Origin of the sequence: Streptomyces sp. CB01201, assembly GCF_002803085.1 — a bacterium.
Lineage (GTDB): Bacteria > Actinomycetota > Actinomycetes > Streptomycetales > Streptomycetaceae > Streptomyces > Streptomyces hundungensis.
The window spans coordinates 147,613-161,152 of sequence record NZ_NNBJ01000008.1; the positions used below are offsets into that span (position 1 = coordinate 147,613).

Genomic DNA, 13,540 nt, shown 5'->3' on the forward strand with positions numbered 1-13,540 from the left:
CGGCGGTGGGCGTACTCGCGTGATCTCGGTCGCCGGGTGTCGCGGCCGATCGGGTGGTGGCGGCAATCCATCGTCGCCGCGCTGCCGGGCCGCCGTCACCCCTTCTGCGGGGGCACACGCGGGCGCGCGGACGCACGTCCCGGCGCGTGCCCGTACGGCCGCGCGGCGGGCCGTCCGGATACCGGTCGCGGGACCGCACGGCGAGCGGTTCGGGTATCCGCCGGCGAGACCGCGCGGCGGACGGTTCCGGCACCGGCCGGCGCGGTGGCAAGGGGGCCGTTCGGGTATGGGTCGGCGCGCTAGTCGTCGCCGGGCCCTTCCCCACCCATTCGGCCGAGCAACGGCCACGGCTCTCGGTTCCTTCCAGGGCGGGGCGAACGAGCGCCGACGGACGGCGGGGCCTCGGCGAAAACCCCAAGTCGGCTCTGTACCGGAGGGGATCGCACCAGGGCCAAGGGGCCTCCTCGCGAGCCGTCGGGGCCGGTCCGCGCCCCACGCCGCCCGGCACGTCGGATTGGCGGGCGTGGCATATGTCGGCTGTCCTGGAACCAGATGTGTGCAGAAGACAGCACACAGTGACTGCCGCAGTGATCTTCATAGGAGCCTCGGCAAAGGAAGCGTTCCATGGCATCTGACCAAACCCCCATACCGGACGAAGAAGTTCCGACGAGTCCGGACGACAAGGCCCGCCTCACCCTGCTCCGCGCAGTGGCCCTGTCCCGGCCCCTGGACGAGGTGGCCTCCCTGGCCCATCTCCTCAACCAGACCGGCGAACAACCACGACCGGGTGACGAGGCTCTGCACTTGGCTGCCGTGTCTCGCCCCCTGGACGACGTCCGTCAGCTGATCTCCCTCCTCAAGAAGCCTCCGCACACGGACGACGAGGCCGACACGACGCTGCGCGTGGTCGCGGCGGAGCGGTCCATCGAGGACGTGGCCGCCCTCATCGCCGACTGCCACCCGGTCGCGAACGCGCCAAGGGAAGAGCCCGTGGCGTCTCAGGAGACGACCCTCGCGCCCTTCGAGCCGGTGGCCGCGAGCTTCGAGTCGCCGCAGGCTCCCGCGCCGTCGGCCCCGGACCCGGCACCTGCGGTGCCCGTGGTCCCGGTCTCAGCGTCGCTGCCGGTACCGATGGCGATGGCGATGGCCGCCCCGGCCGCCATGCCGCCCGACGCTGCCCCGGTCAACGGCGACCAGGACAACGGCGGACGGGTGCCGGTTCCTGACGGCCAGTTCGGCAGGGCGCCGGACGCCGACACCGCACGGGCGACCGACAACGCGTCAGCCGCCCACAGCGCACCCGCGGTCGGCCACACCACGGCCGTCGACCACGCGCCCTCGGCCGACAACGTCCCGGCTGACCACAGCGCCCCGGCCGTCGACAGCGCGCCGGTACCCGACAGCGCCCTGGCGGCCCACAGCGCGGCGGCCAACGGTCCGGCCGAGAGCGGGCAGCCCGTCGAGAGTGGACCGGCGACTCCCGAAGCGGGCGCGGCGACGGCGGGAACGGGAGCGGCCAGAGCACCGGCGCTCCGGTCCGTGCTCCGCTGGCCGGCGGCTGCCGCGCTGCTCCTGATCGGCGTTCTCCACCTGCCGAACGACATCATGGCCGTACACGCCGGCAACAGGACCGCGGCGGCGTCCATGGTCATCGCAGCCATCTGCCTGACCCTGGCGTGTCTGCTCCCCCTGTACGACACGGTCTGGGCGTGGGCACTCGGTGCCGGCGCCGCCGTCGCCACCGCGGCGGTCCATTCCGTGGGCGCCAGGTTCAAGTCCGTGCACCTGCTCAGGGACAGCCTGGGCAGCACGTTCAGCGGCGCGACCACGCTCGCGGTGCTCTGTGCCGTGGTCGCCGCCGTCCTGGCGGGGACGGTGCTGCTGCGCAAGCCCGCACAGCAGCGGGCGGCGGACAAGGCCTGACCGACGCGCCACCGCTGTCTCAAGGGGCCCGGATTCCTCAGAGGTATTCGGGCCCCTTCAGCATGCCTTCCGGCCATGTGTGACATGTCCGTGACCGGAATTATGGCCTCCACCACACGTGCGCGCCGCACGCCCTGATGAGGTGATCGCATGCGAAGACCAGCTTCACTCATGGCCATGTCGGTGCTCGTCACGACCGCCCTGCTGCTCACGGCCTGCGGAGCGGAGCGCGCGGGCTACGACAGCAGCGGCACCGGCGCGTCCGGGGCGTCCTCGTCTCCCGCGCGGGTGGACGACCCGGGCAAGGACGGCGTACGGATCACGTCGCTGACCCTTCCGCCGGCCTCCGCCTCGCCCACGCACGGCACTTCGGTCTCTGCCGACGACCTCACGGCGCGCCCGGATTCCGGAATCGTCGCGACCTTCGAGGTCACGAACAGCACCACCAGAGCCCTGACCTACTCGGTCGTCTTCACCTTCCTCAGCGGTGACGGCGGAGCCATGGCCAACCAGACGGCGACCGTGCGCGACGTGGGCCCCGGCAAGACGGTGCGGGGCTCGGTCCGGGCCGGTGAACTGGCGCCCGGCGCCCGGCGGGTGAGCCGGGCCAAGGTCCTCGTGGTGAACAAGGTGCCGGCCGGCGAGGCGGTCACCCCGGCGGGCACGTGTCCCCCGTCCGGCATCCGGGTCAGCGCCGACGACGGCGACGCGGCGATGGGCCTGCGTGTCGTGGGCCTGCACCTCGACAACTGCGGCAAGCGCGACTACGCCATCGAGGGCTACCCGCGGGTGGAGCTCCTGGACGACGACCTCAACCCCGTCACCGGCATCGCGATCCTCCGCGGCAGCGGTGACATCACCACCGGCGCCGGCCCCGACGAACAGCCCCGCCCCCTCACCCTCAAGCCCGGCGAATCGGCGCAGGCGAGCCTGGTGTGGCGCAACACCACGGAGTCCGGCACCGCGGCGAACATCCCCTACGTACGGGTACGCGCGAAGGCGGGCTCCGCGCCCGTGACGGTGGCCCCCCACCTGGACCTCGGAACCACCGGTCGGCTGGGTGTCCGCCCCTGGACGAAAGCGAAGACGGGGACCAGGAGCTAGGCCGGGTGCCGGGCGGTGACGACCCGGCGCTCGTGGTCCCGCCAGGCGCCGGGACAGCGGTTCAGCATCTCCGTGCTCTCCTCGGCCAGGGCCGTCAGCTCGTCGTGGTCCTGGCGCCGAACACGCCGTACGGCCACCCGCGGGCCGTACGGAAGGAAACCGGTGTCCGACCCGGGGATCCTGCGGGCGGCGTCCAGAGCCCCCGGCCGGAAGGGCACACTGTGCCCATGGATCCTCTGAAGACCGCCGATGACCTGGTACGCAGCCGGTTTCCCGAAGCTCGGGCCGCCTTTCTGGCCGGGAGCGTACTCACTCGACGGCGTACCGCCACCTCGGACCTGGACATCGTGGTACTGCTCGACGGGCCGCCCGCGCCTTTCCGGAAGAGCCTGGTCCACGACGGCTGGCCGGTGGAACTGTTCGTCCAGACCGAGGCGGTCTGGCGGGCGTTCGCCGAGCAGGAGACGGCCGCCCGGCAGTCTCCGCTCCTCGCCATGTGCGCGGAGGGCGTGCTGCTGGCCGACCGGGACGGGCTCGGCGCCGCGCTCCAGGCGGAGTCCCGACGACGGCTCGAAGCAGGCCCCCCGCCGATGACCGCCACCGAGTGCGAGGACCTGCGGTACGCCCTCACGGACACCCTGGACGACTTCCGCGGCTGCACCGACCCACTGGAGCGCACCTACTTGGTGACCGCCCTGCTCCAGCGCGCCTCCGAACTGGCCCTGCTCGCCGGCGGACACTGGCTGGGCGGCGCCAAATGGCTTTCCCGGCGCCTCGCCACGGCCGACCCGGATGTGCACCGGCGGCTCACCGAAGCCGCGGCCGCCGCCATCGCCGGTCGGCGCAACGGGGCAGCCGAGTTCGAGGATGCTGTGCAGGGCGTCCTCCAGCAGGTCGGTGGACCTCTCTGGGCCGGTTACCGCCGGGGAAAGGCGAGTTGAGGAGAGGCGAGGCGAGTTGAGCCGTCCGTTCGCGCGGGGGTGCGCGAGACGCTGGCGCTGCCTGCCTCCTGGCTCCTGCCTCCTGTCTCCTGGCCGGGGCATCCGCTCCCGCCGATCCGTCCTCGACGGCCGACGGGGTGACCCCTGGTCATCGTCCCGGCATGCGGAGGCCGGGTCCGCAGGCCAGGGTGGAGGCATGACCGAGCCGCCCATCATCGTCCACCGGCCCCTCGGGCGGGGTGGCCGCCATGTCACCGCACTCGGCCAGGACATCGGCGTCGCGTACTCCGACCTGGACGTCATCGAGTTCCTCCGGCAGTCGGGGATCGACGAGACCGACGCCGAGGCCATGGTCGACGGGGACTCCCCCGAGATCGAGTGGCAGGGCGCCCCCGCTCACCAGTACGGAGCGGCCTGACGCCGGGCGGTGCGGAGCAGCGCGGCCTGACGTACGGCGTTCGCCGTCGGTGGAGGGGCGGGGGCGAGTGCAGGGATGGTCCCTCAGGTCAGGGGCGGGCCCCCGATCGGCGACCAGGGTGACCAGTTGCCGCTCGGTGCCAGCTGATAGCGGCCGCTCAGCGGACCGTTGGGGGTGCCGGCGACGATCTCGGTACGGCCGTCGGCATTGGTGCCGTAACCGGTGCCGGTCGTCCCGGGGCCGAAGCTCTCCCATGCCGACCAGCCGGAGCCGTTCTCCCAGCGGTGTGCCATGCCCGTACGGCCGCCGGCGAAGACCTCCATCCGGCCGTCGGCGTTGCGTCCCAGGTGGACCCGCGCGCTCGGCGGCCCGCCGAAGGCCGCCCATCCGGACCAGGCACCCGAAGGTCCTGCCTGGACTTTCCGCCACAGGCCCGTAGAGCCGCCGGCCACCAGGTCGAGCGCGCCGTCCGGCCGTCTGTTGAGCGCCAGATGGGTGAGGCCCGGTACGGTGCCGAACTCCTCGAATCCGGCGTTCCAGCCGCCGCTCGGCGCGGTCTGCGCGCGTCGGAACACCGTGCTGCCGGCGGCCGCGAGGACCTCGATCCGGCCGCTCGCGTCACGTCCGGTGGCGACCACCGCGTCGGCCGGGCCGCCGAAGGGCTCCCACCCGGCCCAGTCGCCGCCCGGCGCGGTCTGCCAGCGGTGGTAGAGGCCCTGGGATCCGCTCGCGAAGAGTTCGAGGCGGCCGTCGGCGTTCTGCGCCAGGGTCAGATCGTGGGCGGCGGTGCCGAAGTTCTCCCAGCCCTGCCACACGTTCGGCGCCGATTGTGTCCGGCGGTCCACCCGCCCCTCGCCCGACGCGAACACTTCGAGCCGCCCGTCCAGGTCCCGTGCCACGGCCAGACTCGCCGATCTCGGTCCCCCGAACGGATACCAGTCGGACCAGGCCCCGTCACGTACGGTCTGGTACCGCCCCCACACCTGGTCCGCGCCGCCCGCGAACGCCTCCTGCCGCCCGTCGGCGCCCGACACGATCACCACCCGCTCGCCGGGGTCCGAGCCGGCCTCGACCGCGTACTGCCCGCTGCCCCCGGTGAAGTCGAGCCCGGCCAGCCACACCCCGCGCTGGCCCCAGCCGGCATGGCTGATCCACCACCGCCCCTCGGCGTGGACCACCTCGGCGGCGTGGCTGAACACATGGCCGCAGAGCTGGTCCACGGAGAAGTGGAGCGGGTCGGATCCGCAGAACACATCGGTGCCGGTGTAGCCGCCGCGTGGCCCGAGGAACAGGTGCCAGGTCCCTTCCGCGAACACGACGAACGGCGACTCGGTGTTGCCCGCGCCCTGTCCGCCGGTGGGGTCGGTGAACGCGATCGACCGGTTGCTCCAGTGCACGAGGTCGGTACTGGTGCGATAGGCCACCACATGGTTGCCGCCGCCAGGGTCGGCGGTCGCGGTGTAGTACATGACCCACTGGTCCCCGACCCGGGCCACCATCGGGTCGCGCGCCTCGTAGCCGTCGCGGAACAGCGGGCCTCCCGAGTGCCGGGTCCAGGTGTACAGATCGGTCGAAGTGGCCATGCTGATCGCGGAGTTGGCGGGGTCCGCGCCACCTCCGGCGTAGAACATGTAGTACGTCGAGCCGTCCTTGATGACATGCGGTGCCCAGAGGTGGGTCTCGCCCAGGGCCGGGTCGGCGGTCAGGACGGGTGGCCGTTTCGTCCAGGGTCCGTGCGGGCTCGGTGCGGTGGCGTGCGCGAAGGTGGTCTCGTCCCGGTCGTCGGCCGGTTCGGCGTGCGTGATGCCGAACAGGTGCCAGAGGCCTTGGTCGTCCTGTACGAAGGTGTGGTCGTTGAGGTACCAGGGGCCGGCCTCCCCCGCGCTCGGGTCGTAGACCTGCACGAAGGGCGTGGCCCCCACCCGCCCGGGGGCGGCCGCGGCGAGCGCCGGTCCGGTGGCGGCGGGCAGCACCGCGGCCATCAGCAGGAGGAGGGTGAACAGGGCCCACCACACTCGGGATCGGGAACTACGCACGAGGCGTCCGCTTCCCTTCGACGGGACGGGTCGACGGGACGGGACCGGTCGACGGGCGGGACGGGGACCTTCACCGGCACGTCGGCCGGGCCGGCGGCTTCGCCGCACGGAAGGTCCCCGTCGGAACGGCTAGTTGATCGCGGGGCCCGAGTCGTTCAGGTATCCCCATTCCGACCAGGACGAGAACCCGGTCTGCCACCGGTGGTAGACGCCGGCGTGGCTGGTGCCGAACAGCTCGATGCGGCCGTCGGCATTGTTGGCCGCGCCGATCTCGGTGCCGCCGGTGCCGAAGTTCTCCCAGGCCGCGTACGGCGCGTTCGGGCCGGTCTGCCAGGCGTGGCTCGCGCTGTCGGCGTTGATGGCGAACACCTCGACCCGGCCGTCGACCGAACGCGATGTGGTCAGTTCGGCGTTGGCGAGCCCGCCGGTGCCCGCCCACTCCGACCACGCGGTCGGGCTGGTCTGCCACCGGTGGAAGACCCCCTTCGCGTTGGACGCGAAGACCTCAAGTCGGCCGTCGGTGTTGTGGTCGACGGCCAGATCGTGGCCTCCGGTGCCGAAGTTCTCCCACGCCGACCAGCCACCACTGACCGCGGTCTGCCACAGGTGCCCGAACGTGCTGTCCGAGAGCGCGAACACCTCAAGCCGCCCGTCGGGGGCGTTCTCCATCGCGAGCCGGGAGTTCGCCGGGCCGCCGGCCATGCCCTCCCAGGTTCCCCAGTCCCCGCTGGGCGCCGACTGCCAGCGGTGGAACACCCCGTTCGCGTTCGAGGCGAACACCTCGATGCGCCCGTCGGCATTGCTGCCCGCCGCCAGTCGGTAGCCGCCCGTGCCGAAGTTCGCCCAGCCCGACCAACTCGCGCTCGGGCCCGTCTGCCACATGTGGTCGAGGGTGCTGTCCGAGAGCGCGAACAGCTCCAGACGGCCGTCCGCGTTCGGGGCCAGGGCCAGCTGCGCGTTGCGCGGGCCGCCCTCGAACCGCCAGGTGGACCAGCCGCCGTTCACGGCGGTCTGCCAGGAGTGCCACACTCCGTCGGCGCCGGCCGCGAAGCTCTCAAGCCGCCCGTCCGAGGAGCGGCCCGACACCACGCGGCCCGACGCGTACGGGTGCGGGCGCGTCGCGGACTCGTCCATGATGTTGAGGTACCTCAGCGCCTTGTAGTCGCCGTTGGGGTGGCCGTCGAGCGTGGCGTTGTTGATGTTGGCGTAGAGGTGCCCGGGCGGCGCGACGCCGCTGCTGCCGCCGCCGAAGCTGTAGTAGGAGAAACCGCCGTGGTCGTCCGTCCACTCGTGGAAGATCAGGACGTGGTCGTAGTACGAGTTGAGCACGTCCCCCGCACGCAGTTCGTCCCGGCCGATCTCACGGGAGAACCCGGGCAGGCCCCGAGTGCTCGGATTGGCATCGAGGTGCCAGGCCATGGAGACATAACCCGAGCAGTCCGTGCGGTAGTTGTAGTCGCCGCCGGGCCCGGGGTAGGACCCGCCCTGGCTGTATGGAGGCGCCTGGTCCACCCAGTACTGGGCCCGCCAGATCACCTCGCTGCGGGTGATCTGTCCCCCTCGGTCGGACGCGGCGGCCGCCTTCGCGGGTGTCGCGGCGGCGGGCGTGGTCACGCTCAGCGCGACCACGCCCGCCATGAGCAGCAGAAGCAGTCTGCCGAGCCATGATCTGAAAGACCTCATCGGAACCCTCCCCGTTCGTCGGCGACCGACGCTAGGGAGGACCGATGAAATACGGATGGAACCGGTACTCAAGTGCCTTTCGGTGCGGCCCGGTTGGCCCGCCGCGGCGAGTCCGGCGGCGTCGGCCCGGCGGCCGTCAGCCCGGCCAGGTGCCCGTCACACGGCGGGTCGCGGTGGCGCCCGCGCGGTCGACGGCGGCCCTGACCCCCGCGAGGATCGCGCCCTGCAGCGCCGCGGCGAGCAGCACCGCCTGCCAGGTGCGGTCCTCGTCGGTGGCGTCGGGGGTCTCCCCGCTGTCGTCGATCAGACGCCAGGCGCGCCGGAACAAGCGCTCGGCGAGTACGCCGCTGAGGATGCCGAGCGTGAGGCCCACCGGCTTGTATGCGATCTTCACCGCTTTCATCAGCGCCTCCGATCGCGGCGGCGCAACAGCAGCCAGCCGGCCACCCCCGCCCCCGCCGCGGCGAAGAGCAGCGTCGAGTGCTCCCGGGCGGACCGGGCGCCCCGCCCGGCGATGTCGCGGACCGGGGCGGGCGGCGCGGGCAGCTTCTCCTGCACCACGTGCGCGGCGGCCCTGACTTCGTCGGACAGCTCGGACACCCGGGTGCCGACCTGCTCCTTGAGTTCGCTCGCCCGGTCGTGTGCGCGGGCCTTGACATCGGCCTTGGCGGCCAACGCCTCGACGGTGCGGCCCAGTTCATGGCGGGCCTGCTCCACCTCCTGGCCGAGCTGTTCACGGTCGGAGGCGTTGGAACCCGATGCGGGGGACTGGGTCATCGCCGTGCACTCTCCTTTATCTCCGCCACGTCCGACTTGACGCTCTCGACGGTCTGCCGGGGCGCGGGCGGACCGCCCCGGTTGACCTCCTTCTTGCCGCTCAGGGCGAGGGCGGCGGTGATCAGACCCAGTGCCACGGTCACGATCAGCGCCGCGCTCCATGCGGGCAGGGGGACGGCGAGGGCGCAGATGGCCGTGATGACCAGCGCCTGGAGGGTCAGGAATCCGGTCAGGCCGGCCCCTCCGAACAGGCCGCCGCCCTTGCCGTACCGTTTGCCCTTCTCCTTCAACTCGGCCTGTGCCAGGCGCATTTCGGCCCGTACCAGCTCGGTGAGCTGATGCGAGGCGCGCTGGACCAGTTCCTGTACCGGCTCGGACGAGCCGTCCACACTGTGCCGGGACGGTGGGGTGGTCATGGGGTATCGCCTCCTGATTCCTCGGCCCTGCGACGCGTACCCGGCTGCGGCCAGGCCATCCGGACGGCGTACGACAAGCCGGGGCCGGGCCGGACCGCACGGCCCACGTGTACACATCCGTCCCTCGGGTACGCGGCCGAAACCGCAGACGAACACGGCGAAAGGAGTCGCATCCATGTCGAAGGTCGCAACGGTCGAGGAGTCGATCGAGGTCGCCGTCCCGGTCGGCGTCGCGTACAACCAGTGGACCCAGTTCGAGGAGTTCCCGCTGTTCATGCAGGGGGTGGAACGGATCGAGCAGCGCACGCCGACGCTCACCCACTGGGTGACGAAGGTCGACGGTGTGTCAAAGGAGTTCGATGCGAAGATCGTCGAGCAGATCCCGGACGAGCGGGTGGCCTGGACCACGGTCGACGGCGAGGTCCGGCAGGCGGGTGTGGTGACCTTCCACCGCCTGGACGACCGCAACACCAAGGTGATGCTGCAACTGGAGCACCGGCCTCAGGGCGCTGTCGAGAGCGCGGCCGACAAGCTGGGTCTGATCAAGCACCAGATCACACATGACCTGAAGCGGTTCAAGACCTACATCGAGAGTCGTGGTGTGGAGACCGGCGCCTGGCGCGGCCAGGTGTGAGGCGTCGCACGCCTGGGCCAGGTCCGAGGCGTCGCACGCGTGGGGGCGGCGGACATTTCCGCCGCCCCCACCGCGCGCGTCCGGCCGGCGCGCTACGAACTGCCGCCCAGGCTCTGGCGCCCCAGGAGGTGGAGGTGCTCCAACGCCTCGCGCAGCACGCCGCGTTCCTGCCACCCGAGCCAGCGCCCCACCTCGCGTCCGACGGCGCCGAGCGCCTCGACCTGGGCGGGGTGCAGATCGGCGGTGGGGTGTGCGAGGTGGGCGGACACCACGCCGACGCAGCTGCCGTCCTCGTCCAGGAGCGGGACGCTGTGACAGGCCCGGCTGCCGGCCAGCAGGATGACCCGGCGGTCCCGCTCGCCGAAGACGGGGTCGGTGGCGACGTCGCGGACGGTGGTGAGTTCGGCTGCCTCGGCCGCTCGGGCGCACGAGGTGGTGCCGGCGCCGACCACGGCGAAGTGCTGGACGAACGGGGCGTGCAGACCGGTGTGCTGCACGATGCGCAGTGCCTCGGCGGCCGGGTCCATGATCTGGACGTTGCCCATGCCCGCGCCGAGGACGGCCAGCGTCTGGGAGAGCACGTCACGCAGCACTGTGGCCCGGTCGACCTCGTCGGTGGCGGCGATCCCGATGGATTCGAGCGGCGGGGGCGTCTGGGGCGAGGGACCGGGAAACCAGAGGGCTCCACGGCCCTCGGGTCTTGGGCTTCGGGTGACCGCCTCGGCCAGCACGCGCAGTTTGACGTTGTGGTGTTGCGAGGCGATCCGCAGCAGTGCGAAGGCGGCCTCCGCGTCCGGTAGTCGATAGCGCTCCTCCAGGATGCCCTGGGCGTGCGAGATCAACGGCCGGCTGCGGACCTGCGCCCGCAGATGGTGAGCCTCCTCGCGCAGCCGCGCGAGTTCCTCCCGTAGGACGGCCACTTCCCGGAGTTCGGGGGCGGGATTGTCCGTCATGCAGGGTCCTTCCGAATGATGGCCGGCGCGGGCCGGCTGCGCCCCAACTGTCGTATCGAAGCCCTGCGGGGTGGGCCATCAGCATGAGGAAGGGCCTCCCGGTCGGGCGCGGTCTGGACACGATTTCTGCTGCCCCCGGTCACGATTCCTACACCCCCCGCCCGCATCGGCGGGCCCGGCCCGGCAAGCCCGCGGGGCCCCGTGCGGGAGCGTCGCGCGAGCCGGGCGCCGCCATAGGGAAACCCCTCTCCCCCGGTGCAGTGCCTGGCTGCCGGATCCGCCGACGCGGACACTCATGCGTCGGCGCGGTTCCTGCCACGAGCGGCGTCGACAGCACCCCCGTACCTGTCCGCCACTTCCCCAACCGCCCCCGCGGCAACGGCGGACACCCCCTGCCCGTAGTGAAAGGAACCCCCACTCCTATGGAGATACCAAGAGCCGCGAGACTCCTGACGGTCGCGCTGGCCTGTGTGTCCGCCTCCGCCATCGCCCTGCCCGCAGCCACGGCCGCGCCGGCCCCGCACCCCGTACCGACCGCCGGCCCCGGCGCCTTCTCGGCTGCCCCGTACACCGCCGACCCGGCGCCCGCCGTGCGCGGCCGGGTCGTGGACGCAGCCCAGAAGGCGCTCACCGCGCACGCCGACGTCGCCCACAGGGCGGACGGGGACGCCTTCACGGTCCGCAACCTCGTGGTCGACCGGGACGGCTCCGCCGCCGTCCGCTTCGACCGCACGTACAAGGGCCTTCCGACGTACGGCGGTGACGTCGTCGTGCACCTGAAGAAGGACGGCACCTACCAGTCGCTCGCCACCGGTTCGGCGACCTCGGGGGCGGTGTCCACCCAGCCCCGACTGGCCGCCGCAGAAGCCGTGAAGGCGTCGAAGGGTGCCTTCAAGGGGCACATCGACTCGGTCTCCGCATCGCACCTCGCGGTGCAGATGGCGGGCACCGACGCCACGCTGGTCTGGGAGACGGTGGTCAACGGCACCCGCCCCGACCAGACCCCCAGCCGTCTGCACGTCCTGGTCGACGCCCGTACCGGCAAGGTCGTACGGACCAATGACGAGGTGAGCACGTTCGCGGCCGAGGGGGCCGCGGACGCCGGCACCTCGAAGGTCGGTGCGGCGGCACAGGCCGCCGCACCGACGGTCGCCGGAACGGGTCAGACGATCTACAGCGGCAGGGTCGCCCTCGATGTCACCCAGAGCGGCAGCGGGTACTCGATGACGGATCCCTCACACGGCAACGGCTACACCACCAACCTCAACCACGCGACCAGCGGCACCGGTTCGGTCTTCACCAGCTCGACCGGCACCTTCGGCAACGGCTCCACCAGCGACCCCGCGTCCGCCGGTGCCGACGCCCACTACGGCGCGGCGGAGACGTTCGACTACTACAAGAACGTCCAGGGCCGCAACGGCATCTTCGGCGACGGCCGGGGCGTGCCGTCGCGGACGCACTACGGCAACGCCTATGTGAACGCCTTCTGGGACGGCACCCAGATGACCTACGGCGACGGCCAGTCCAACGCGCGCCCGCTGGTCGAACTCGACGTCGCCGGGCACGAGATGAGCCACGGCGTCAGCGGTGCGCTCACCGGCTGGGACGAGACCGGTGAGACCGGCGGCATGAACGAGGGCACGAGTGACATCTTCGGGACGATGGTGGAGTTCTACGCCAACAACCCCGTCGACAAGCCCGACTACACCATGGGCGAGCTCATCAACATCAACGGCGACAACAAGCCGCTGCGTTACATGTACAACCCGTCGCTCGACGGCCAGTCCCCCAACTGCTGGGACAGCGGCAACGGCAGCCTGGACCCGCACTACTCGATGGGCCCGCTGAACCACTGGTTCTTCCTCGCGGCCGTCGGCAGCGGCGACCACGGCTACGGCAACAGCCCCACCTGCAACAACTCCACGGTCACCGGACTGGGCAACGACAAGGCCGCCAAGATCTGGTACAAGGCGCTGGCCTCCTACGCCAACAGCAGTGAGAACTACCACCAGGCCCGCACCGACTCGCTGAAGGCAGCGGCCGACCTGTACGGCGCGCACTGCACCGAGTACAACACCATCGACGCGGCCTGGGCCGCGGTCAGCGTCACCGGCACCGACCCGGTCCCCGGCAGTTGCAACAGCCAGCCGGGTGCTCCCTCGGTGACCAGCCCGGGCAACCAGACCGGCACGGTCGGGACCGCCGCATCCGTGCAGATCCAGGCGAGCGACCCCGGTGGCAAGACGCTCACCTACAGCGCGACCGGTCTGCCCGCGGGCCTGACGATCAACTCCTCGACCGGTCTCGTGTCCGGTACGCCGACCACGGCCGGCACCTACAGCGTGACCGTCACGGCGAAGAACACCGACAACGCCACCGGCTCGGCCTCCTTCACCTGGACCATCAGCGGCGGCGGCAACCCGCCGCAGGGCTGTGGGAACATCCCGGCCTGGAGCGCGTCGACCAGCTACGTGCCGGGCGACCAGGTCGCGTACAACGGGCACAAGTGGTCCTCGCAGTGGTACTCGACCGGCGCCGAACCGGGCGCACCCGGCTCCTGGGCGGTCTGGAAGGACGGCGGCGCCTGCTGAGCCAGCTCACCGAGCGATAGCAACTCGGCTGCCCGAGCGGGCCGTTGGTCTCCCCACCGACGGC

The 13,540-nt window shown here is 71.8% G+C and carries 13 protein-coding genes; 6 read left to right on the forward strand and 7 right to left on the reverse strand.

The genetic code is table 11. From position 1 onward, the window contains the following. Positions 1-624: 624 nt before the first annotated feature. On the forward strand, positions 625-1,923 hold the full coding sequence (locus CG740_RS18220) for a hypothetical protein (protein WP_100576218.1): 1,299 nt from the start codon (positions 625-627) through the stop codon (positions 1,921-1,923). 150 nt (positions 1,924-2,073) lie between these two features. Beyond that, positions 2,074-3,027 (forward strand): DUF4232 domain-containing protein, encoded by a 954-nt coding sequence (locus tag CG740_RS18225; RefSeq protein ID WP_100576219.1) that lies wholly within the window; start codon positions 2,074-2,076, stop codon positions 3,025-3,027. Here CG740_RS18225 and CG740_RS18230 read toward each other — a convergent pair. Beyond that, a complete protein-coding gene (locus CG740_RS18230; RefSeq protein WP_199846494.1) occupies positions 3,024-3,164 on the reverse strand; it encodes a hypothetical protein in 141 nt (46 codons plus the stop codon). The two genes, CG740_RS18225 and CG740_RS18230, sit on opposite strands and share 4 nt — an antisense overlap. Positions 3,165-3,254: 90 nt before the next feature. Between CG740_RS18230 and CG740_RS18235 the strand changes: the two genes are divergently transcribed. Next, entirely contained in the window at positions 3,255-3,968 is a 714-nt protein-coding gene (locus tag CG740_RS18235; protein WP_100576220.1) for a nucleotidyltransferase domain-containing protein, read from the forward strand. Positions 3,969-4,164: 196 nt separating this feature from the next. After that, entirely contained in the window at positions 4,165-4,386 is a 222-nt protein-coding gene (locus CG740_RS18240; RefSeq protein WP_199846495.1) for a hypothetical protein, read from the forward strand. 83 nt (positions 4,387-4,469) lie between these two features. On the opposite strand, the gene CG740_RS18245 is transcribed toward CG740_RS18240, so the two are convergent. From CG740_RS18245 to CG740_RS18265, 5 genes are all read right to left on the reverse strand, one after another. Beyond that, positions 4,470-6,422, reverse strand: coding sequence for a glycosyl hydrolase family 32 (locus CG740_RS18245; RefSeq protein ID WP_199846496.1), 1,953 nt, complete (start codon positions 6,420-6,422; stop codon positions 4,470-4,472). A 129-nt stretch (positions 6,423-6,551) separates the two neighbouring features. Beyond that, positions 6,552-8,105, reverse strand: a complete 1,554-nt coding sequence (locus CG740_RS41005; RefSeq protein ID WP_234376338.1) for a M23 family peptidase — start codon at positions 8,103-8,105, stop codon at positions 6,552-6,554. A gap of 136 nt (positions 8,106-8,241) precedes the next feature. Beyond that, positions 8,242-8,508, reverse strand: coding sequence for a DUF4235 domain-containing protein (locus CG740_RS18255; RefSeq protein ID WP_100576221.1), 267 nt, complete (start codon positions 8,506-8,508; stop codon positions 8,242-8,244). Next, on the reverse strand, positions 8,508-8,882 hold the full coding sequence (locus tag CG740_RS18260) for a DUF3618 domain-containing protein (protein ID WP_100576222.1): 375 nt from the start codon (positions 8,880-8,882) through the stop codon (positions 8,508-8,510). The genes CG740_RS18255 and CG740_RS18260 overlap by 1 nt, the downstream gene beginning before the upstream one ends. Then, a complete protein-coding gene (locus CG740_RS18265; protein ID WP_100576223.1) occupies positions 8,879-9,298 on the reverse strand; it encodes a phage holin family protein in 420 nt (139 codons plus the stop codon). Before CG740_RS18265 ends, CG740_RS18260 begins: the two co-directional genes overlap by 4 nt. 175 nt (positions 9,299-9,473) lie before the next feature. Between CG740_RS18265 and CG740_RS18270 the strand changes: the two genes are divergently transcribed. Continuing rightward, on the forward strand, positions 9,474-9,932 hold the full coding sequence (locus tag CG740_RS18270) for an SRPBCC family protein (protein WP_100576224.1): 459 nt from the start codon (positions 9,474-9,476) through the stop codon (positions 9,930-9,932). A gap of 92 nt (positions 9,933-10,024) precedes the next feature. Here CG740_RS18270 and CG740_RS18275 read toward each other — a convergent pair whose 3' ends face one another. Beyond that, positions 10,025-10,885 carry an ANTAR domain-containing protein gene (locus CG740_RS18275; RefSeq protein WP_100576225.1) on the reverse strand — a complete coding sequence of 287 codons (861 nt, stop codon included), beginning with the start codon at positions 10,883-10,885 and terminating at the stop codon, positions 10,025-10,027. A 422-nt stretch (positions 10,886-11,307) separates the two neighbouring features. On the opposite strand from CG740_RS18275, the gene CG740_RS18280 reads away from it, so the two are divergent. Then, a complete protein-coding gene (locus tag CG740_RS18280; protein ID WP_100576226.1) occupies positions 11,308-13,476 on the forward strand; it encodes a M4 family metallopeptidase in 2,169 nt (722 codons plus the stop codon). Positions 13,477-13,540 lie beyond the last annotated feature (64 nt).

What these genes read in the sequence shown, in the direction of transcription:
- CG740_RS18280 (WP_100576226.1), top strand. Translation starts at nt 11,308, where the DNA reads ATGGAGATACCAAGAGCCGCGAGACTCCTGACGGTCGCGCTGGCCTGT.
- CG740_RS18225 (WP_100576219.1), top strand. Translation starts at nt 2,074, where the DNA reads ATGCGAAGACCAGCTTCACTCATGGCCATGTCGGTGCTCGTCACGACC.
- CG740_RS18270 (WP_100576224.1), top strand. Translation starts at nt 9,474, where the DNA reads ATGTCGAAGGTCGCAACGGTCGAGGAGTCGATCGAGGTCGCCGTCCCG.
- CG740_RS18265 (WP_100576223.1), bottom strand. Translation starts at nt 9,298, where the DNA reads ATGACCACCCCACCGTCCCGGCACAGTGTGGACGGCTCGTCCGAGCCG.
- CG740_RS18275 (WP_100576225.1), bottom strand. Translation starts at nt 10,885, where the DNA reads ATGACGGACAATCCCGCCCCCGAACTCCGGGAAGTGGCCGTCCTACGG.
- CG740_RS41005 (WP_234376338.1), bottom strand. Translation starts at nt 8,105, where the DNA reads ATGAGGTCTTTCAGATCATGGCTCGGCAGACTGCTTCTGCTGCTCATG.
- CG740_RS18220 (WP_100576218.1), top strand. Translation starts at nt 625, where the DNA reads ATGGCATCTGACCAAACCCCCATACCGGACGAAGAAGTTCCGACGAGT.
- CG740_RS18255 (WP_100576221.1), bottom strand. Translation starts at nt 8,508, where the DNA reads ATGAAAGCGGTGAAGATCGCATACAAGCCGGTGGGCCTCACGCTCGGC.
- CG740_RS18260 (WP_100576222.1), bottom strand. Translation starts at nt 8,882, where the DNA reads ATGACCCAGTCCCCCGCATCGGGTTCCAACGCCTCCGACCGTGAACAG.
- CG740_RS18240 (WP_199846495.1), top strand. Translation starts at nt 4,165, where the DNA reads ATGACCGAGCCGCCCATCATCGTCCACCGGCCCCTCGGGCGGGGTGGC.
- CG740_RS18235 (WP_100576220.1), top strand. Translation starts at nt 3,255, where the DNA reads ATGGATCCTCTGAAGACCGCCGATGACCTGGTACGCAGCCGGTTTCCC.